The 19521-nt window shown below is 69.4% G+C and carries 23 protein-coding genes; 16 read left to right on the forward strand and 7 right to left on the reverse strand.

Going from position 1 to position 19521, the window contains the following annotated elements:
• Positions 1-9 precede the first annotated feature (9 nt).
• On the reverse strand, positions 10-1263 hold the full coding sequence (locus tag OHA72_RS18310) for a helix-turn-helix transcriptional regulator (RefSeq protein ID WP_327009026.1): 1254 nt from the start codon (positions 1261-1263) through the stop codon (positions 10-12).
• A gap of 199 nt (positions 1264-1462) precedes the next feature.
• Here OHA72_RS18310 and OHA72_RS18315 point away from each other — a divergent pair, with 199 nt between their 5' ends.
• The 13 genes from OHA72_RS18315 to OHA72_RS18375 all read left to right on the forward strand — a co-directional run bounded on the left by OHA72_RS18315 (position 1463) and on the right by OHA72_RS18375 (position 10358).
• The gene (locus tag OHA72_RS18315; RefSeq protein WP_327009027.1) at positions 1463-1780 is read left to right on the forward strand and encodes a hypothetical protein; all 318 of its coding nucleotides are present in this window, start codon (positions 1463-1465) and stop codon (positions 1778-1780) included.
• 328 nt (positions 1781-2108) lie between these two features.
• Positions 2109-3005 carry a hypothetical protein gene (locus OHA72_RS18320; RefSeq protein ID WP_327009028.1) on the forward strand — a complete coding sequence of 299 codons (897 nt, stop codon included), beginning with the start codon at positions 2109-2111 and terminating at the stop codon, positions 3003-3005.
• A 180-nt stretch (positions 3006-3185) separates the two neighbouring features.
• A complete protein-coding gene (locus OHA72_RS18325; protein WP_327011594.1) occupies positions 3186-3998 on the forward strand; it encodes an FtsK/SpoIIIE domain-containing protein in 813 nt (270 codons plus the stop codon).
• Between the two features lie 89 nt (positions 3999-4087).
• Positions 4088-4534 carry a DUF6197 family protein gene (locus OHA72_RS18330; protein ID WP_327009029.1) on the forward strand — a complete coding sequence of 149 codons (447 nt, stop codon included), beginning with the start codon at positions 4088-4090 and terminating at the stop codon, positions 4532-4534.
• Entirely contained in the window at positions 4531-4827 is a 297-nt protein-coding gene (locus OHA72_RS18335; RefSeq protein WP_327009030.1) for a hypothetical protein, read from the forward strand. Before OHA72_RS18330 ends, OHA72_RS18335 begins: the two co-directional genes overlap by 4 nt.
• Positions 4820-5254: an RRQRL motif-containing zinc-binding protein gene (locus OHA72_RS18340; RefSeq protein ID WP_327009031.1), complete on the forward strand. Its 435-nt coding sequence runs from the start codon at positions 4820-4822 to the stop codon at positions 5252-5254. Before OHA72_RS18335 ends, OHA72_RS18340 begins: the two co-directional genes overlap by 8 nt.
• The gene (locus OHA72_RS18345; RefSeq protein ID WP_327009032.1) at positions 5254-5529 is read left to right on the forward strand and encodes a hypothetical protein; all 276 of its coding nucleotides are present in this window, start codon (positions 5254-5256) and stop codon (positions 5527-5529) included. Before OHA72_RS18340 ends, OHA72_RS18345 begins: the two co-directional genes overlap by 1 nt.
• Positions 5526-6269, forward strand: a complete 744-nt coding sequence (locus OHA72_RS18350) for a hypothetical protein (RefSeq protein WP_327009033.1) — start codon at positions 5526-5528, stop codon at positions 6267-6269. Before OHA72_RS18345 ends, OHA72_RS18350 begins: the two co-directional genes overlap by 4 nt.
• Positions 6270-6352: 83 nt before the next feature.
• Entirely contained in the window at positions 6353-6721 is a 369-nt protein-coding gene (locus OHA72_RS18355) for a hypothetical protein (protein WP_327009034.1), read from the forward strand.
• Entirely contained in the window at positions 6718-7125 is a 408-nt protein-coding gene (locus OHA72_RS18360) for a hypothetical protein (RefSeq protein ID WP_327009035.1), read from the forward strand. Before OHA72_RS18355 ends, OHA72_RS18360 begins: the two co-directional genes overlap by 4 nt.
• Positions 7122-8909 carry a replication initiator gene (locus tag OHA72_RS18365; protein WP_327009036.1) on the forward strand — a complete coding sequence of 596 codons (1788 nt, stop codon included), beginning with the start codon at positions 7122-7124 and terminating at the stop codon, positions 8907-8909. Before OHA72_RS18360 ends, OHA72_RS18365 begins: the two co-directional genes overlap by 4 nt.
• A 31-nt stretch (positions 8910-8940) precedes the next feature.
• Entirely contained in the window at positions 8941-9153 is a 213-nt protein-coding gene (locus tag OHA72_RS18370; RefSeq protein WP_327009037.1) for a helix-turn-helix transcriptional regulator, read from the forward strand.
• 2 nt (positions 9154-9155) lie between these two features.
• Positions 9156-10358, forward strand: a complete 1203-nt coding sequence (locus OHA72_RS18375) for a tyrosine-type recombinase/integrase (protein ID WP_327009038.1) — start codon at positions 9156-9158, stop codon at positions 10356-10358.
• A gap of 81 nt (positions 10359-10439) precedes the next feature.
• Here OHA72_RS18375 and glnA read toward each other — a convergent pair whose 3' ends face one another.
• Positions 10440-11864 carry a type I glutamate--ammonia ligase gene (glnA, locus tag OHA72_RS18380; protein ID WP_327009039.1) on the reverse strand — a complete coding sequence of 475 codons (1425 nt, stop codon included), beginning with the start codon at positions 11862-11864 and terminating at the stop codon, positions 10440-10442.
• 181 nt (positions 11865-12045) lie between these two features.
• On the opposite strand from glnA, the gene OHA72_RS18385 reads away from it, so the two are divergent.
• Positions 12046-12411, forward strand: coding sequence for an RDD family protein (locus OHA72_RS18385; RefSeq protein ID WP_327009040.1), 366 nt, complete (start codon positions 12046-12048; stop codon positions 12409-12411).
• A gap of 7 nt (positions 12412-12418) precedes the next feature.
• Here the strand turns inward: OHA72_RS18385 and OHA72_RS18390 are convergent, their stop codons facing one another.
• Together OHA72_RS18390 and lipA are read right to left on the reverse strand one after the other, a co-directional pair.
• Positions 12419-13117: a DUF4191 domain-containing protein gene (locus tag OHA72_RS18390; protein WP_327009041.1), complete on the reverse strand. Its 699-nt coding sequence runs from the start codon at positions 13115-13117 to the stop codon at positions 12419-12421.
• A 24-nt stretch (positions 13118-13141) separates the two neighbouring features.
• Positions 13142-14077 (reverse strand): lipoyl synthase, encoded by a 936-nt coding sequence (lipA, locus tag OHA72_RS18395; protein ID WP_327009042.1) that lies wholly within the window; start codon positions 14075-14077, stop codon positions 13142-13144.
• 100 nt (positions 14078-14177) lie between these two features.
• Between lipA and OHA72_RS18400 the strand changes: the two genes are divergently transcribed.
• A complete protein-coding gene (locus OHA72_RS18400) occupies positions 14178-14771 on the forward strand; it encodes a DUF6928 family protein (protein ID WP_327009043.1) in 594 nt (197 codons plus the stop codon).
• Here OHA72_RS18400 and lipB read toward each other — a convergent pair.
• Positions 14737-15387 carry a lipoyl(octanoyl) transferase LipB gene (gene lipB, locus OHA72_RS18405; protein WP_327009044.1) on the reverse strand — a complete coding sequence of 217 codons (651 nt, stop codon included), beginning with the start codon at positions 15385-15387 and terminating at the stop codon, positions 14737-14739. The two genes, OHA72_RS18400 and lipB, sit on opposite strands and share 35 nt — an antisense overlap.
• Before the next feature lie 111 nt (positions 15388-15498).
• Here lipB and OHA72_RS18410 point away from each other — a divergent pair, with 111 nt between their 5' ends.
• Positions 15499-16716 (forward strand): extracellular catalytic domain type 1 short-chain-length polyhydroxyalkanoate depolymerase, encoded by a 1218-nt coding sequence (locus OHA72_RS18410; protein WP_327009045.1) that lies wholly within the window; start codon positions 15499-15501, stop codon positions 16714-16716.
• Here the strand turns inward: OHA72_RS18410 and OHA72_RS18415 are convergent.
• Together OHA72_RS18415 and sucB are read right to left on the reverse strand one after the other, a co-directional pair.
• A complete protein-coding gene (locus OHA72_RS18415; protein WP_327009046.1) occupies positions 16689-17585 on the reverse strand; it encodes a TIGR01777 family oxidoreductase in 897 nt (298 codons plus the stop codon). The two genes, OHA72_RS18410 and OHA72_RS18415, sit on opposite strands and share 28 nt — an antisense overlap.
• A gap of 91 nt (positions 17586-17676) precedes the next feature.
• Complete coding sequence (sucB, locus tag OHA72_RS18420) at positions 17677-19488, reverse strand: 2-oxoglutarate dehydrogenase, E2 component, dihydrolipoamide succinyltransferase (protein ID WP_327009047.1); 1812 nt, start codon at positions 19486-19488, stop codon at positions 17677-17679.
• Positions 19489-19521 lie beyond the last annotated feature (33 nt).

Consider the following 19521-nt stretch of genomic DNA (forward strand, 5'->3'; position numbering starts at 1 on the left):
CTGGGGCGGTCAACGTCGTTCAGCGATCTGTAGCGTTTCGGCGACCTCGCTCACGGCGGCCAGCTCGTTCCACCTGGACGCAGCGTGGACGAACTCCCGGCTGCGCTTGAGAACCGACGTGATCGGCCGCTCCGCTGAGATGGTCAACGCCTCAACCACCAGGTTGGCGGCCCGTTCGGGCTCGGGCGACTCCGACAACACCATCGACTTGGCGAGGTCGAGTCTTACAAGCGACTGACTCCACACCGAGTCCGACGCCTCGAAGGTCGGCATGACCTGATCAGCGTACTCACGGACCCGCTCGGGCAAGCCCAAGTCGACGTAGGCGGTTGCCGCGTTCGATGCCGTCCGAGCGTTGCTGTACAGGCCGAATGAGATGCACGGGGACACGCCAGGAACCGGCTCGAAGCGCTCTGCCAGGCGGTAGGCCCGCTGTACAGCTTCATCCACCCCTCGCGCGTCGCCGAGCTTGCCCAATGCTCGGGCCTCGCCGTTGCTGGCGAGCCGGACCGCTTGTGGGCCGTTCTTCGCATACCGCTGGCCGTCGCGAGCCAGGTCGACCGCGGCCCGGAAGTCGCCGGCGTAGTACGCGCAAAAGCTCTGCGTGCCCCGAACCCACGCCTGTAGGTCGCTGGACTCGATGATGTGGCCGAGCTGGAACGCCTCGCGGTTGTACGCCGTGGCCGTGCTGAACTTGCCCAGGTTCACCGCCATGTAGCCCAACAGTGCCGAGAGCTTGCCCGCGATCAGGTACAGCCGATCCCGCTGGCGGGGATGCTGCGGCCCCTCCAGCAACTGCTGCACCTGCTGCCGCTGGCGCACGACCCTGGCCGCCAGCGCCGCCGGCCCCTGCATCTCGTACGCCTCGACGACCGCATCAACGACCGACTCAAGTTGCGTGACGGTCTGGTCATTCACGTTCGAGCCCGACAGGAATTGCAACCGCTCGACGATATCGAGCGGCGATTCGAACATGGGGTCAATGGTTGAAGCCTCGAAAAGAGCCGGGCTAAGCAGAGCGTTTGAGCAAAATCCAAGCTGCTGTTCAGTCATGCCGTACAGCGAGCACAGAAGCTTGCGGTACTGTTTGTCCGGCGCTTTTACCTCACGCTCCCATTTCGAGATCATCTGCCGTTCGACGCCGACACGCTGCTTCGACTGGACCCACGCCAGTTCGACGAGCTTGTCGGCGAGTCCTTGCTGCGTAAGACCGTGTCGCTCCCGTGCCTGCTTGAGCTGGTGGCCGTAGTCCGTGCCGGTCATCGCGCGCCTCCCCATGTTGCCCGTCACCAATGTAGCGCTCTCCGCAACGCATTCAAGTGACCGGGACTACAAACGGGACTACAAGGAGACTACACGCCGGACCTGTGGCATTCCTGCTCCGCGACGTTCCATGGATCTGCGAGCAACAAGCCCGCACAGAGCAGTCGCCCGAAACGGGCGCGCATCCAAGGAGGACGTTGTGAAGTTGTACGTCGATCTCAGTGGCAAGCAGGTGACGGTGTCGAGGGAGCCGGAGCCGAAGAACGACCAGAACGGCAGTCAGCGTTCGGAGAGGGGAACGGGCCGGCTGATGTGGTCGACCCAGGTCTTCGTGCTGGACGAGTCGGGGGGCGAGGTCGTCACCATCACCACGGCGGGTGAGAAGCCGGGCGTGAAGGTGGGTCAGATCGTCGTTCCTGTCCAGTTGGAGGCCATTCCGTGGGCGACCAATGGTCGCAACGGCACCGCGTTCCGCGCGACGGAGCTGAAGCCGGCGACGGCGTCGGCGGCCAAGTAGTTGCTCTTCGCACATCGTGCTGTGTGAGCCACTGCGTCCGTGGCGTACGTGAAGCGGCCTGACTGGTCCGCTGACTGAACTACACCGGCTGGCAGACATCGAGGGTCTGCTGTCAACGCCGGATTGACGACTCCGGGTCGTCTCGTTGCTGGCGCGGGGCCGGTACTGCCGTAGGGCTGCTGGCCTCGTGCTGACTCATGCGTAAGGCCGGCCACGGCTGCATACCTGCCGGCCTCACGACTTCAACCCATCCAAGCCCTGTGCAAAGGGAGGACGTGTCGTGTCCAAGTCTAGTCGTGGCCTCTTCGGAAGGGGAGGCTCCAAGACGGTGACGGTCCTTGAGACCAAGGTTCACCGCGCCTCGGAACGCAACGCGAAGATCGCGTTCTGGCTGTGCCTGTTCGTGGTCGGCGTGCTCACGTCGGCGATCGCCTCGGACTACCTGCACCCGATCCTGGCGCTGTTCTTCGGTGCCGCAATCGGGGTCGTTGTCGGTGGCGTCGCGTACGTGCTGGTCCGGATCTGGCCAGCGATTCGGCTGCTGTGGTGGTGGACCCCGGAAATCCTGCTCGCCTCCGGCGCGCTGTGGGGGTTCGTCACCCTTTCCCGGCACACCGACCTGTGGCTGCGCCTGGTCGTGATCGGTGTGGTGGTCGGTGTCCCGGCCGCTGTTCCGGCGATCCGGTCGAGGATCGTGGCGATGGCCTGGTGCCTGATCGTGCGGCATCGGCTGCGGTTGTGCTTCGCGCAGTTCATCACCGCGAACCGCGCCGGCAGTCTCCCGCTGATCTTCTGGGCCGTGCCGACCCTGGTCGGGGAACGCGTCTGGGTGCTGCTGCGCCCCGGCCTGTCCCTGACCGACCTCCAGGCTCGTCTCGACAAGATCGCCGTCGCCTGCTGGGCGTCCACGGTCACCGTCGAGCGGGCCAACGACAGCAACGCCGCCTACGTGCGGATCGACGTGAAGCGCCGTGACGCGCTCGTCGACACCATCGCCTCACCCCTGGTCGACGCCGTAGAACCCGGCACTCCGACCGTCCAGCGTGTACCGGCCCGGGTGCCGACTGCGCTTGACCTGCCCGACGTCCCCGCCGCTGCTGCGGCCGCTGAGGGACAGCCCGCCCGGCTTCGTTCGGTTCCGGCCCAGAACGGCGGGCGCTCGGCTGCTGCCTCATCGACGGCGGCTGCGAACGACAAGGGCGACGACGTTGACGACTGGATCTGACCCTGCCGTCCCGACTGGGAACGGCTTCTGCGTGCTGGGGAGACCTTCGCCGGTCTCTCCAGCACCACCCGTGACAAGGAGGACCTCATGTCCACCGCGCCGTTGAGCGCTGTTCCTGGACCCGATCCGGTCCCGGCCTATGACCCTGCGTGGGAGGAGGCCGCTGTGCCGGTCGGGTCGATGCTGTCCATGTTCGACCCGCTGTTCATCGGCGTCGACGAGTTCGGTGAGCCGGTCTACCTCGACATCGTCTTTCACAACCTGCTCATCGCCGGTGAGCCCGGCGGTGGCAAGTCCGGCCTGGTCAACAACGTGGCCGCCTACGCGGCGCTGTGCGCCAACACCCGGATGGTCTGCTTCGACGCCAAGCTCGTCGAGCTCGGCCCGTGGATGGACATCGCCGACGAGTTCATCGGCCCCGATGTCGAGCACGCCCTGGAGGTGCTGCGCCGGCTGCTCGTCGTGGCGACCAACCGGTACGCGTGGCTGCTGGCGAACCGTCGCCGCAAGGTCGCCCGCGAGGACAACATGTCCACCATCGCCGTCATCCTCGACGAGATCGCGATGTACTCCACCGTCCTGGGCACCAAGGCCCAGCAGGAGGAGTTCTCCACCCTGCTGCGCGGCCTGGTGTCGCTCGGCCGTGCCTGCGGCATGCCGGTCATCGCCGCGACCCAGCGCCCGAGCTGGGACATCATCCCCGCGTCGCTGCGGGACCTGTTCGGCTACCGGGCAGCGTTCCGCTGCACCACGACCGGTTCCTCCGACGTGATCCTCGGCCAGGGCTGGGCCGATCAGGGCTACTCGGCCAACGACCTCAGCCCCGCCAACCGTGGCGCGGCCTACATGTTGACCGAGGGCCGGACCCCGTACCGGATCAAGGCGGCCTACCTGTCCGACGCGGACATCTACTCCATCGCCGACTACGCCGCCTGGACGCGGCGCACCGACCGGCTCGACCCGCAGCACGCCGTCACCGGCCTGGCTGCCTGACGCCGAACACACGCTCGGGACCCGCACAACGCCCGCGAAGCAACGACGGGTCCCGAACCATCCACCACCCACGAAAGGACGTGGATTCCATGCACCCTACCCAAAATCAGGTCGACGCCGAATCCGGCACGCGTACGGACGAACTGTCCGCAACGCCGGCTGACACGCTGCGTGTCGCCGCGACCTACCTCGAAGCGCATGGCTGGACCCGGTGCCAGTTCTTCGACTTCGCCAACCAGCTGGAGCCGGCCGCCTGTGTCGTCGGCGCCATCCGGTACGCCGTCTACGGCTACCCGGAAGACTCGCTGCGCCTCGACGGGCCGCTCGGCCGTCACGTCGAACTCGCCCTGTGGGCCGTCGCCGACTCCCTCGGCGTCGACGTCCTCGCCGACCTCGAACCCTGGCTCGACTGCACCGCAGACGCCGTCCAGGCCTGGAACGACCGACCCGACCGCAGCGCCGTCGAGGTCATCCAGGCGCTCCGTGAGGCAGCCGACAGCTATCTCGGCCCCCGCCACATCGGCGGTGCCGCATGAGCCCTTCCACCGTCAACCGTGCCTTGACAGGCAACCGCCGCCGACGGGTCGTCGAGAACGACGAATTCGGCCAGTTCATCCGCCGCGCCATCCGCGCCTACGGACGTCGCATCGCCACCGGCGACGTCGAAGCACTGCGCGACCTGCTCGGCCTGGCCCGTGAGATCGAGGCCGCCACCGACAACGCCGTCGAAGGCCTTCGCGACTTCGGCTACTCCTGGACCGAGATCGGTGACCGGCTCGGCGTCACCCGCCAGGCAGCCCACCAGCGGTGGGGGCAACGCGATGCCTAGCGCCACCGCCCTTGCGGCTCAACCGGACCCGATGCGGGTCGCCTACCTCGACACCCTCATCAGCCTCGGCCGGCACCTGGAGTTCTACGACCCGACCGGCGTCAGGTTCGGGCTGCCGACGTACCCGTTCAAGTGGGCACCGACCCACCTCGCCACCCGCCGCCAACTACGCAACCAGCAACTGCGGCCCGGCGGACAACCGATCACCGGCCAGATCCTCTGGCGTCACCGCGGCACCCTCCGCGTCGCCTACCTCTACGACGTCAACCACGCCAAGACCAAACGCGCCGCCACACCGGCGCAGCTCGTCGCGATCCGCAAGGCCCTCCGAGCCCGGTGCACCTGCACCACCTGCGGCGCGATCAAGCCCTACTACATCCCCCGCTCGCTCGGCGAGTGCCTCGACTGCGCCCCCGGAGGTGCCTGATGCCCATCTACAACACGCTCGACCACGACTGCGAGCTGTGCGTCGACGGGTTCCAGCCCGCTGGCATCCACCCGATCCTCGGCCCGGTCTTCATCTGGTGCCTGGCCGACATCACCTGCTCCGGCTGCTACGGCCACGCCGTCTTCCCGGCCAACTCGATGGCCCACATCCACAACGGCTGGCCGGTCATCGACATCGACCACACGGTCACGTTCTGCCGCGTCTGCCAGGGCGTCACCCACGTCCACACCTACACCGGCGGTGACCCGCGATGACCACACCAACCCGTGAAGGCCGATTCGAAGGCCTCGTCCAGGTCGTCATCCTCATCGGCGTCGCCGGCATGGCCGGAGCCGCGTCCTTCACCCACGTCCACGACTGGACCATGCACAACAGCCCGGACGGTACCGGCGACTGGTTCGGCTGGGCCAACGCCATGGTCAGCGAACTGATCCCGCTCGCCGCAGCCCTGGAAATCCGGCGCCGCCGCCGCAACGGCATGCCCGTCGGCAGATACCCGGTAGCGCTGATCCTCGCCGCCGTCGCCCTATCCCTCGCCGGTCAGTTCGCCGAGGCCAAACCCGGCGTCTCCGGCTGGCTCATCTCGGCGGTACCCGCACTCGGGTTCCTCGCCCTCGTCAAACTCGTCCTCTCCTCACCGACCACCCCGGCCGCGCCGGTCACCACGGTCGACGAGGACCACGCCGAAGAACCGGCTCCGGTCTACGACGTGCCGGCAGTCCTGACACCTGCCGTCGACACCTGGCAACCGACCTCCGCCGCCGTCGAACCGGCGCACCTGGAGACAGCCGCTGTCCCGGCGCATCTGCTGCCGGCCACGCGGTTCGTGGCGGTTAACCACCAGCAGACCACCGGGCAACACATCACCGCCGACGAGCTCGCGACCCGCATGAATGTCGCACCCGACCTCGCCCGGCAACTCCTGAACGCCATCGACGAGCCGACCCCGGCCCGCCACAACGGCGCCACCGTCACCACCACAGCGACCCGGTGACCTGACCGACCGCGCGGGAGCCCACCACAACCGGCGGGCTCCCAACCGGCCAACCCCGTTCACACACGCGAGATGGAGCCACCATGCCCAACACCACCGTGGCGGTACCGGTCCAGTTCCGCGACATCGACGGCGACCGCGTCATCACCACCACCGGCCGACTCGTCCACCCCGGCCTCGCCATCACCGTCCTACCCGACGAGCACGGCCGGATGACCGACCTCTACACCCTTACCCACGTCAGTAGCGGCCTCGCTCTGACCGCTCACGGCCTGTGCGACTACTGCGTCCACCACATCGCCACCCAACCGCAGATCACGGCCATCGACTGGACCCGCAACGCGACCACCCTCCGAGCCGACATCGACGTCTACACCGCCTGCCAGGACATGCGCAACGCCGCAGACATCTGCGGCCAACCATGCACCCTCGCCATCGGGCTGCCCCGATGAGCATCTACCGCGTCGACGAACACCACCGCACCCATACTTGCCCGGCCGACCCCGACCCGCACCCGATCGACATCGCCCGGACCGTCGTCCACATCACCGAAGGCCGCCCCTGCCTCGCCCCCGTCACCATCCGCTGCGGCAACCGCACCGTATCGATCGCCTGCAGCCGACAACAGCCAGCGCACCGGCAGTGCAGCGCCTGCCGCACCGTCATCACCGTCGGCACCATCACCGTCGAACACCTCGGTGCCGCAGAGCCGTGCCCACGCGCCACCATCCACACCGCACCGACGACCTGCTCGGTCTGCGGCGAACCGCTCAACGCGGTCCTCGCCGACTGGGGCACCCACCTGCTCTGCCACCCACGCACCGCCCACGCCCCGACCCGCGAGGCCGCCGCGTGACCGGATCGACGCTGGACACCACACCCCGGGCCAACACCGTCCGGGGTGCGGTGTCGAACGCCGAACCCGTCCTCGACTACATCACCCATGGCCAAGCCCTCACCCGCGCCGCCCAATCCGACTACTTCACCTGGCTCGACCACGTCCAAGCCGCCGCCGGCTGCACCCGCCCGATCCGCCTGACCGGCGACGTCTACACCGTGCGGCGTGCCAGCCCGGACAGCGCCGAAATCATCGGCCACCGCTCCACCGACACGATGCCCGACACCGCCATCTATAAGGCCTGCGGCAACCGACGCCACGCCCTCTGCCCCTCCTGCGCCCGCACCTACCAGGCCGACGCCTACCAGCTGCTCCGCGCCGGACTCGTCGGCGGCAAAGGCGTCCCCGCCACCGTCGCCCAGCACCCCGCCGTCTTCGCGACCCTCACCGCACCGTCGTTCGGTCCCGTTCACACGCGGTGTGTCAAGGTCCACACCTGCACCCGGAAGGACCGCTGCACCTGTCGACCGGAGCCGTGTCACGCCCGCCGCGCCGTCGGTGTGTGCGAACACGACCGGCCCGCCGTCTGCTGGCGCCGCCACACCGCCGACGACCCCCAACTCGGCCAGCCACTGTGCCTGGACTGCTACGACTACACCGGGCACGCCGTCTTCAATGCCTTCGCCGGGAAGCTCTGGCACCGCACCAAACAGGCCATCGAACGCCACCTCGAACACCTCTGCCGCCAGCGCCGCATCCCCTTCACCACGGTCGTCACCGCCACCGGCCGCACCCGCATCGCGCCCCCGGTCCGGGTCTCACACGGCAAGGTCGCCGAGATGCAACGCCGCGCCGCGGTGCACTTCCACGCCTTGCTCCGCCTCGACGGCGTCGACACCTTCGACCCGGCTGCCGTCGTACCACCCCCGCCCGGGATCACCGTCGACGACCTTGAGGCCGCCGTCCGCGCAGCCGTCGCCCACGCCGCCTACACCACCCCCGCCCACGCGGACCGCCCGGACGGCTGGTCCGTCACCTGGGGCGAACAGGTCGACGTCGAGCAGCTCGCCCTACGCGGAGACGCCTCCGTCACCGACACCAAGACCGCCGGCTACCTCGCCAAGTACGCCACCAAGGCCACCGAAGCCGCTGGCCACAACTCCACCCGCATCACCAGCGACACCATCGACCGCTACGCCGACCCCGAAGGCGACCACATCGCCCGGCTCGTCCACGCCTGCTGGACCCTCGGCCGACCCACGGGACCCCGCCAGCCCCTGCGGGAACGCCCGTCGAAAGACCGCCCCGCGAACCGGCTCCGCTCGCCGTGGACCTGCCGCACCTGCGGCACCCGGACCCGACTGGCCGTCTGCCGGACATGCGAGCCGACCTGTCAACCCCGCCTTGACGCCAAAACCGCTGGCCAAGACACGTCGACGAGCAGCGACAACCCGTACTTGCGGCTGCGCAGATGGGCGCACATGCTCGGCTACGGCGGTCACTTCCTGACCAAGGCCCGCCGCTATTCCGTCACCTTCGCGCACCTGCGCGCCACCCGGATCACGTTCCGCCGCACCCAACCAGGCGGCCAGCCCGAACCGATCCGCATCGCCGACGAGCACGACGACGACACCGTCGTCATTATCGGCACGCTCACCTTCGCCGGCGCCGGATGGCGCAGCTTCGGCGATGCCCTCCTCGCCAACACCAGCGCCGCCCTCGCCCGCGCTCGACGCGACATCGGCAGACAGGAGCTCGCACATGAACTCGGCGCCACCCCGGCCGTCCCGGCCGCCGCCTGACCCCTCGTGACCGAAAGTGAGACCACCCACCATGAGCACGACCCGTCCCCGCCAACCGGCCGCCGACCAGGGCAGAGGTCACCTCCTCACCGTCGACGAGGTCGCCGCGTACCTGCGTATTCCGCAGGCCACCCTCTACCAGTGGCGCTATCACCGCACCGGCCCCCGCGCCATCAAGGTCGGCCGCCACCTGCGGTATCGCGCCGTCGACGTCGAAACCTGGCTCGACAGCCAGGCGGCGTAGCCATGGCCGTCGACGATCTCTGGTACCTGGCCAAGCGCGCCGCTGACGGCCAGCGCATCCCGTCCAAACGGCACGGTCGGGGCAAGCGATGGCGGGTCCGCTGGGTCGATGACCGTGGCGCCGAGCGCGCGCAGCTCTTCGAACGCAAGAGCGACGCCGAACGGCATGACGCCAACGTCCATGCGGACCTCAGCCGAGGCCAGTACATCGACGACCGCGCCGGCCGGATCACGCTGGCCGAATGGGCGGGGGAGTGGCGCTCCTCGCAGCTGCACAACGACAGCACCACAATCCGGGTGGAGCATGCCGTACGGCTGCACATCGTCCCCCAGCTCGGCGGGCAGCAAATCGGCCGGATCCGACACAGCCACATCCAGGGATGGGTGAAGGACCGCGCCGGGGAACTCGCCCCGTCGACGATCAGAGTCGTGTTCGGCTACCTCAACGCCATGATGAGCGCCGCCGTGCGGGACCGGCGCATCGCGGCAAACCCGTGTGTGGACGTCCGCCTGCCCGATCTCGACGGCTCACCCCGGTTCATCCCGTCCCCGGCGCAGATCCATCGGATCGCCGATCTGCTGCCCGTCAGACTCGCTCCGATGGTCTACATCGCCGCCGGCTGCGGTCTGCGTCTCGGCGAGGTCCTCGGCCTGGAGGCGGGCGACGTCGACTTCGGCGCGCAGGAGCTGCACGTCCGGCGGCAACTGAAGGTGTTAAAGGGGCGCACCCCGTTCCTGGGACCGGTGAAGACCAAGACAAGCGTGCGAACGGTCGAGCTGCCCAAACTGGTGTGGAACGCACTCGATGCCCACCTGCAAGACGGCGTCGATCCGGTCGACATTGACGACGACACCGACCCCCGCCGCCCCACTCGGCGACCGGCGCACCTGCTGTTCCGTGGTGCCAGCGGCGACCCGATCAACGCGGCCACCTTCTCCCGCACCTGGGCAACCGCCCGGATCCCGGTGGGCCTGCCGGACCGGTGGGGCTTCCATGGACTGCGGCACTACTTCGCGACCCTGCTCATCCATGCCGGCGCCAGCGTCAAGACGGTCCAGTTGGCACTCGGCCACTCCACGCCGACCGTCACCCTCAACACGTACGCGCACGAATGGCCCGACGTGCTCGACCGGACCCGTTCGCTCGTTGACGAGGCGCTCGGTACACGCGAAACGGCGGCCATACCGGCTGAGCGCCGGACATGACCGCCGTCCCGTGCGTTGTACCGGATCTGTTCCCGCGATCTTGTCAGCGGGTCGAGGCCCAGGTCAGAGCGCTAACACTGCTTACACGTCGTAGTACATCGCGAACTCGTGCGGGGTCGGGCGCAGGCGCACCGGGTCGACCTCGTTGGCGCGCTTGTAGGAGATCCAGGTGTCGATCAGGTCCTGGGTGAAGACGCCACCCTCGAGGAGGAAGCCGTGGTCGGCCTCCAGGGAGCTGAGGACCTGGTCGAGCGAGCCGGGGACCTGCTTGACGTTGGCGACCTCCTCCGGCGGAAGGTCGTAGAGGTCCTTGTCGATCGGCGCCGGCGGCTCGATCTTGTTCTTGATGCCGTCGAGGCCGGCCATCATCATCGAGGAGAAGGCCAGGTAGACGTTGGCCGAGGGGTCCGGCACGCGGAACTCGACGCGCTTGGCCTTGGCGTTCGTGCCCGTGACCGGGATACGGGTGCAGGCGGAGCGGTTGCGCTGCGAGTAGACCAGGTTGACCGGGGCCTCGTAGCCGGGGACCAGGCGGCGGTAGGAGTTGACCGTCGGGTTGGTGAACGCGAGCAGCGACGGCGCGTGGTGCAGCAGGCCACCGATGTACCAGCGGGCGATGTCCGACAGGCCGCCGTAGCCGGCCTCGTCGTAGAACAGCGGCTCGCCGCCCAGCCAGAGGGACTGGTGGGTGTGCATGCCGGAGCCGTTGTCGCCGAAGAGCGGCTTGGGCATGAACGTCGCGCTCTTGCCGGCGGCCCACGCGGTGTTCTTGATCAGGTACTTGAACAGCTGCATCTGGTCGCCGGCCTGCAGCAGCGTGCCGAAGCGGTAGTTGATCTCGGCCTGGCCGGCGGTGCCGACCTCGTGGTGCGAGCGCTCCACGACGAAGCCGGCGCCGATGAGGCGCTGGACCATCTGGTCACGCAGGTCCGAGTAGTGGTCCAGCGGCGGGACCGGGAAGTAGCCACCCTTGTAGGCGGTCTTGTAGCCGCGGTTGCCACCCGGCTCGTCCTTGCCGGAGTTCCACCAGCCCTCGACCGAATCGATGTAGTAGAACGACTGGTTGGCCGAGGTCTCGTGCCGGATCGAGTCGAAGATGTAGAACTCGGCCTCGGCGCCGAAGTAGGCGGTGTCCGCGACGCCGCTCGACTTCAGGTACGCCTCGGCCTTCTTCGCCACGTTGCGCGGGTCACGCGAGTAGGCCTCACGCGTGAACGGGTCGTGGATGAAGAAGTTGAGCGCCAGGGTCTTCTCGACCCGGAACGGGTCGATGAAGGCCGACGTCGCGTCGGGCAGCAGCATCATGTCCGACTCGTGGATCGCCTGGAAGCCACGGATGGACGAACCGTCGAACGCGAGGCCGTCGCTGAACACGCTCTCGTCGAACGACTCGGCGGGGACATTGAAGTGCTGCATGACGCCCGGCAGGTCACAGAAGCGAACGTCGACGAAGCGGACGCCCTCGTCCTTCACGTATCGCAGCAGCTCGTCAGAATTGGCGAACACTCGTCCTCCAGGTCGCAGGCAATGCCAGTCGTGGTGATCACTTCAGTGTGAAGGTGGCTGGTTGGTCGCGACCGTAGAACTGCGCGATTGCCCGGGCATGTCTCGATTGTTTCCACTGTGTTTCGGCGCAGGAGGTTCGGGCAGATCATCGACGTGTGACGGTTCGGTAGGCTGACCCGCCGTGGAACTCACCGCGGCATCGTTGTCCCGACGGTTCGGTGCGCTGCTCGTCGACTGGCTGCTGTGCCTGCTCATCAGCAGCGCGTTCGCAGATCCCGTCGATGCGCCATGGCTCGCGCCCGGGCTGCTGCTGGTGGTGTACGGGCTGTTCCTCGGCTTCTTCGGCCAGACGCTCGGGATGCGGCTGCTGCGCATCCGGTGTGTGTCAATGGCCACAGGCGGACCTATCGGGGTGCCCAGGGCGATCCTGCGGGGCGCGTTGCTGCTGCTGGCCGTCCCGGCGCTGATCATGGACAAGGACGGCCGTGGGCTGCACGACAAGGCCGCCGGCTCGTGGATCGTCACCACGGTGCCGACGGCCTCATAGGGCGGCCTCAGCGGCCGCGCATCGCCTTGAACGCGCCCTTCGGCGGCTTCATGTTCTTCGGCATCGCGCCGCGGGGCATCTGCGGGCGCGCCGACAGCGCGGTGAGCCGCTTGTCGAGCGCGTTGACGTCCTTGCCGGTGATCGTGCGCGGCAGCCGGACGAGCGTGTTGCGCAGCTTCGCGAGGGGCAGCTGGCCCTCCTCGTTGCCGATGACGAAGTCGCGCAGGTCGGCGTTGCCGATGACCTTCACCAGGCGGCGGCGCTCCTGGTTGATCAGGCCGCGGACCCGCGACGGGTTGCCCTCGCCGAGCAGAATCACGCCGGGCCGGCCGATGACCAGGTGCACCATGTCGAACTGCGTCGTGGAGACGATCGCCGGGGTGACCCGCCAATCGCCGCGCATGTTCTCGATGATCGAGGCGGCCGCGCCGGGCTGGCCCTCGGCCTCCCGCATCATCGCCTTCTGCGAGCGCAGGTTGAGCACGATCACCGTGCCCAGCAGCGCGGCCAGGACGCCGATCGGCGCCCACACCCAGGAAACGCCGAGGGCTACAGCCACGCCGACGGCGATGAGCGGCACGAGGATCACCACCAGGACAAGCGGGACGAACAGCTTGTCGCGCTTGGCGGTGAAGGAGAACACCATGCCGATCTGCTTGAGCCGAGTGAAGAAGGAGACCTTCTCCGGCTCCTGGGCCTTTGCCATGTCTCCGAGTCTAGTGGGAGACGGTCAAGCCTTCAGCGCCCGGCTGTCCAGGGCCTGCCGGTAGAGCCGGCCCGCCCGGTAGGACGAACGCACCAGGGGACCGCTGAGCACCCCGGCGAAGCCGATCTGCTCGGCCTCCTGCGCCAGCTCGACGAACTCCTCGGGCTTCACCCAGCGCTCCACCGGGTGGTGCCGCGGGGTCGGCCGCAGGTACTGCGTGATGGTCACCAGCTCGCAGCCGGCCTCGTGCAGGTCCCGCAGCGCCTGGGACACCTCGGCCCGCTCCTCGCCCATGCCCAGGATCAGGTTGGACTTGGTGACCAGGCCGGCGGTGCGGGCCTGGGTCAGCACGTCGAGGGAGCGGTCGTAGCGGAACGCCGGACGGATCCGCTTGAAGATCCGCGGCACCGTCTCGACGTTGTGCGCGAGCACCTCGGGCCTGGCGTCGAAGACCTCGCCGAGCAGCTTCGGCTCGCCGTTGAAGTCGGGGATGAGCAGCTCCACGCCGCAGCCGTCGACCAGGCCGTGGATCTGCCGGACGGTCTCGGCATACAGCCAGGCGCCACCGTCGGGCAGGTCGTCGCGGGCGACACCGGTCACCGTCGCGTAGCGCAGGCCCATCGTCGCCACCGACTCCGCGACCCGGCGCGGCTCGTCGGCGTCGAACTCGGCCGGCTTGCCGGTGTCGATCTGGCAGAAGTCGCACCGCCGGGTGCACTGGTCGCCGCCGATGAGGAACGTCGCCTCACGGTCTTCCCAGCACTCGTAGATGTTGGGACAGCCCGCCTCCTGGCACACCGTGTGGAGGCCCTCGCGTTGCACGAGGCCTCGCAGGTGCGTGTATTCAGGCCCCATCTTCGCGGAGACCTTGATCCACGGCGGCTTGCGCTCAATCGGCGTCTCCGCGTTACGCGCTTCGATGCGCAGCAGACGACGGCCTTCCGGAACTACGGCTGTCACACGGGAAAGCCTACGCCCGGGGCCTGCCCAGCCGTCGGGAACGCGATTGACGTCACGTCTGCGAGGTTTCCAGATCCGTACACCAGGCAATCACGCAACCGTGGCGTTCAACGACACCTTGGTGGTCTACTCCGACGGCAACCCCATCGATGTCCTGCGGGCCTGTCCCGTGCTGGACAAGCCCGCGACCCGCCTGCTCGCGCAGCGGCTGTTCCCGGGCGCGGCCGTGGAGGAGATCGGCGACGAGCTGCTCGCCGACGCGCTCAACCCACCCCGGGACGTCGTGTACGTCGGCTGCTTCACCGGCCTCGACCTGGTGTGCAGCTGGACGCTGACGCCGCAGCGGCCCTCGCAGCTCGCCCCCGCGGTGCTCGAGGCGTCCGGGCGCAGGCAGGTCCTGCTGCACGCCGCGCACAGCGACGCCGAATGGTGCAGCTTCGGCGTGTGGCGTGACGGTACGCTGCTGCGCGCGCTGAGCGTCTGCGCCGACCCGGGCGTGCTGGAGGACGAGGGCGAGCCGCTGGCCTTCGAGGCGGCCGTCGAGCACCCGGTCGAGCTCGGCGACCGGTCGCTGCAGGCCCTGATCGGCTTCAGCTGCGCCGGCCACGACCGCCTCGACGACGTCGACCCGGAGCTGATCCCCGTGGTCGCCTACCGGGTCAGCCTTCCCGCGACGCCTGGAACAGCGTCGTGAGGTGCCGCTCGACCACCGGCAGGACCTCCTCGACGGTGACGTCGCGGCCCAGCTCCGCCGACAGTGACGTGACACCCGCGTCGCGGATGCCGCACGGGACGAAGACGTCGTAGCGCGACAGGTCACAGTCGGCGTTGATGGCGAAGCCGTGCAGCGTCACCCCCCGGGCGACCCGGATGCCGATCGCGGCGACCTTGCGGTCGGGCCCGCGCCCGTCGGCGGCGACCCACACCCCGCTGCGCCCCACGACCCGCACCGTGGCCAGGCCGAACTCGGCGCACACGTCGATGAGGACCTGCTCCATGCGGCGCACGTAGGCCACCACGTCGATCGGATCCGCCAGCCGCACGATGGGGTAGCCGACCAGCTGCCCCGGGCCGTGCCAGGTGATCTTGCCGCCGCGGTCGACGTCGACGACCGGGGTGCCGTCGAACGGCCGGTCCGCGGGCTCGGTCCGCTTGCCGGCGGTGTAGACGCTGGGGTGCTCCAACAGCAGCACCGTGTCCGGTGCCGTGCCGTCCGCGACGGACTCGTGGATCCGCCGCTGCTCGGCCAGGGCCGTCTCGTAGTCGACGAGACCGGCCCGCTTCACCTCAAAACCCAGAATGCTGGTCACGCCTCAGCCTAACGCTCACGCCCACCGGCCGAGAATGTGTGGACAACGGACATAGTGGTGCGTGCAGCATCACACCTAGCGTGGGCATCCCCCGAGAGGAAGGGCACCGCCATGCCCCGCATCCTGCGTTTCCTGCTGCCCGTGATCGCCGCCGTCGCCACCGCCATCGGATTGACCGTCGTCTCCACACCCGCCTATGCCGCGACGCTGACCGCGGTGTCCGGCTTCGGCTCGAACCCCGGCAACCTCACCATGTACAGCTACCGCCCCGACGGCCTGCCGGCGAACGCGCCGCTGGTCGTGGCCATGCACGGCTGCACCCAGAACGCGACGGACTACTTCACCAACGCCGGCTGGCGCAAATACGCCGACCTGTGGCGCTTCGCGCTGGTGCTGCCGGAGCAGAAGTCCGCCAACAACAGCTCCAGCTGCTTCAACTGGTTCGAGACCGGCGACACCGCCCGGGGCGGCGGCGAGGCCCTCTCCGTGAAGCAGATGGTCGACTACGCCGCCACCAACTACCAGGTCGACCGCGGCCGGGTGTACGTGACGGGCCTGTCCGCCGGTGCCGCCATGACCGCCGTGATGCTCGCCACGTACCCCGACGTGTTCGCCGGCGGCGCGATCATGGCGGGCCTGCCGTACCGCTGCGCGACCTCGACGACGAGCGCCTTCGGCTGCATGAACCCGGGCGTCGACAAGACCCCGGCGGCCTGGGGTGACCTGGTCCGCGGGGCGTACAGCGGCTACAGCGGCGCCCGTCCCCGGGTGTCGATCTGGCACGGCACGTCGGACACCACGGTCGCCCCGGCGAACGCGACGGAGCTGCGGGACCAGTGGACGAACGTCCTCGGTGTGTCGCAGACGCCGACCTCCACGTCGTCGCTGCCCGGCGGTACCTCGCTCGCGAACTACGGCGACAAGGTCAAGGTGTACCTGGTGTCGGGCATGACCCACGCGACACCGGTCGACCCGGGCAGCGCCACGGAGCAGTGCGGCACGGCCGGCACCTACTACAAGGACACCATCTGCTCGTCGTACTACCAGGCCCGCGACTGGGGTCTCGACGGTGGCGCCCCCTCGTCGCCGACCGCTTCCCCGACCGCTTCCCCGACGGCGTCGCCGACCGCTTCGCCGACCCCGACCGCCGGTCCTTGCGTCCGGGCGTCGAACTACGCGCACGTCACCGCCGGCCGGGCACACATGAGCGGTGGGTACACGTACGCGAACGGCTCCAACCAGGCGATGGGCCTGTACAACGTGTTCACCACGCACGGCCTGCAGCAGACCGGCCCGAACTTCTACGTGGTGGCCGACACGGCCTGCTGAAGCGCCGCCTCGATGGTCCGGTGCGCGAACGGGAAACCCTCGCGCACCAGGACCCCCGGCAGGACCCGCTGGCTGGCCAGGGCCTCCCCGCCGAACTCGCCGACGGCGACCTTCAGCGCGATGCCCGGCACCGGCAGCAGGCTCGGCCGGTGCAGCACCTTCGCCAGGGCCGCGGAGAACGCGGCGTTGGTCACCGGCTCGGGCCCGGTGAGGTTCACCGGGCCGGAGATCTCACGCTCGAGGGTGAACATGACCGCGTCCAGCCAGTCCGGCAGCGACATCCACGGCAGGTACTGCCGGCCGCTGCCCATCCGGCCGCCGGCGAACAGCTTGAACTGCAGGTACAGCGGCTTGAGCAGCCCGCCGTCCTTTGCCAGGGGGAAGCCGGTGCGCAGCAGCGCCACCCGTGCCCCGGCGTCCTCCGCGGGCCGGGTCGCGGCCTCCCACACCTTGCACAGGTCCGCGAGGAACCCGTCGCCGGCGGGGGACTGCTCGTCGACCGCGCGGTCGCCGGTGTCGCCGTAGAACCCCACGGCGGAGGAGTTGAGCAGCACCCGGGGGCGCGGCTCGGCGGCCGCGATCGCCTTCGCGAGGGTCGCGGTCGTGTCGACCCGGCTGGTCAGCAGCGTCCGCTTGTACTGCTCGGTCCACCGCCGGTCGCCGACACCGGCGCCGGCCAGGTTGATCACCGCGTCGCTGCCGGCCACGGCGGCCGCGTCCAGCAGCCCGGCGGCCGGGTCCCAGCGCAGCTCACCCGGGTTGCGGGCGGGCCGGCGAACGAGCTGCGTGACCTGGTGCCCGGCGGCGCGCAGGTGCGGCACGAGCCGCCCGCCGAGGAAGCCGGACGCGCCCGCGATGAGGATCTGCATGCGGTCATCTTGCCCAGTCGCCGCCCTCGAACCACAATTCGACGCAACGAAAAAGGGGCGCCCTGAGGCGCCCCCTTCCCGCGGTCCGGTGTTACACGCCGAGGTCGGCCTCGAAGTTGCCGCCCTCGAGGCGCTCCTTGACGGTGGTGAGGAAGCGGGCGGCGTCGGCGCCGTCCACGATGCGGTGGTCGTAGGACAGCGCCAGGTACACCATCGAACGCGGCGCGATGATCTCGCCGAGCTCCGGGTCGTTGATGACGACGGCCCGCTTGACGACGGCGCCGGTGCCCAGGATGGCCACCTGCGGCTGGTTGATGATCGGCGTGTCGAACAGGGCACCGCGGCTGCCGGTGTTGGTCAGCGTGAACGTGCCACCGGTGATGTCGTCGGGGTTGAGCTTGTTGGTCCGGGTCCGCTCGGCCACGTCCGCGATCCGCTTGGCCAGGCCACCGAGGTTGAGGTCGCCCGCGTTGCGGATGACCGGGACGATGAGCCCCTTCTCGGTGTCGACGGCCATGCCGAGGTGCTCGGCGTCGTGATACGTGACGGTGCCCGCCTCCAGGTCGATCGAGGAGTTCACCGACGGGTGCACCCGCAGGGCCTCGACCGCCGCGAGGGCGAAGAACGGCAGGAACGACAGCTTCACGCCGTGCGTGTCGAGGAACTGCTGCTTGGCCCGGGCCCGCAGCTTCGCCACCTTGGTGACGTCGACCTCGACGACGGTGGTCAGCTGCGCCGACACCTGCAGCGACTCGACCATGCGGCGGGCGATCAGCGCCCGCATGCGGGTCAGCTTCTGCGTCTGGCCGCGCAGCGGGCTCGGCGCCGCCTTCGCCGCCGGGGCGGCCTGCTTCGTGGCGGCGGCCGGGGCGGCCGGAGCGGGTGCCGCGGCGGCCTCCTTCGCCTTGGCGGCCGCGTCGAGGACGTCCTGCTTGCGGATGCGCCCGCCGACACCGGTGCCGGACAGCGACGACAGCTCGACGCCGTGCTCGGCGGCGAGCTTGCGCACCAGCGGCGTCACGTAGCCGGCCTCGTCGCCGTCGACCTTGCCGTTGGCGGTGACCGTGGTGCCCTGGCCGGCGGCGACCGGCGCGGCGGCGGCCGGCCTGGTCTGTGCCGGCTGCGCGGGCGCCGGGGCGGCCGACTGCGCCGGCGCCGCGGCCTGCTTCGGCTCCGGCTTCGCCTCGGCCTTGGGTTCCGGCTTGGGCTCCGGCTTGGGCTCGGCGGCGGGCTTCGGCTGCGCGGGTGCGGGCGCGGCGGCCTGCGGGGCGCCGCCGGCGGCACCGATGACGGCCAGCTCGGCGCCGACCTCGACGGTCTCGTCCTCGTTGACCTTGATCTCCAGCAGCGTGCCGGCGACCGGGGACGGGATCTCCGTGTCGACCTTGTCGGTGGAGACCTCCAGCAGCGGCTCGTCGGCCTCGACGGCGTCGCCGACCTGCTTGAGCCAGCGGGTGACGGTGCCCTCCGTGACCGACTCGCCCAGCGCCGGCATCTTCAGCGACGTGGTCTCACCGGAAGCGGCGGGCGCGGCGGGTGCGGCCTCCTCGGCGGCGGGCTCCTCGGCGGGCGCCTCGGCTTCGGGCTCCTCCGCGGCCTCCTCGGCGGCGGGCTCCTCGGCAGGCTCCTCGGCGGGCGCGGCGTCACCGGAGGCGGCCGCGTCACCGGCGTCGGCGATGACGGCCAGCTCGGCGCCGACCTCGACGGTCTCGTCCTCCTGCACCACGATGCGCGTGAGCACCCCGGCGGCCGGTGACGGGATCTCCGTGTCGACCTTGTCGGTGGAGACCTCGAGCAACGGCTCGTCGGCCTCGACCTGGTCGCCCTCCTGCTTCAACCAGCGGGTGACGGTGCCCTCAGTGACGCTCTCGCCCAACCGGGGCATGGTGACCGATACCGGCATATGAACAGTCTCCTCGAACAGTGCTTGTGGCGG

Origin of the sequence: Dactylosporangium sp. NBC_01737 (assembly GCF_035963215.1) — a bacterium.
Taxonomy (GTDB): domain Bacteria; phylum Actinomycetota; class Actinomycetes; order Mycobacteriales; family Micromonosporaceae; genus Dactylosporangium.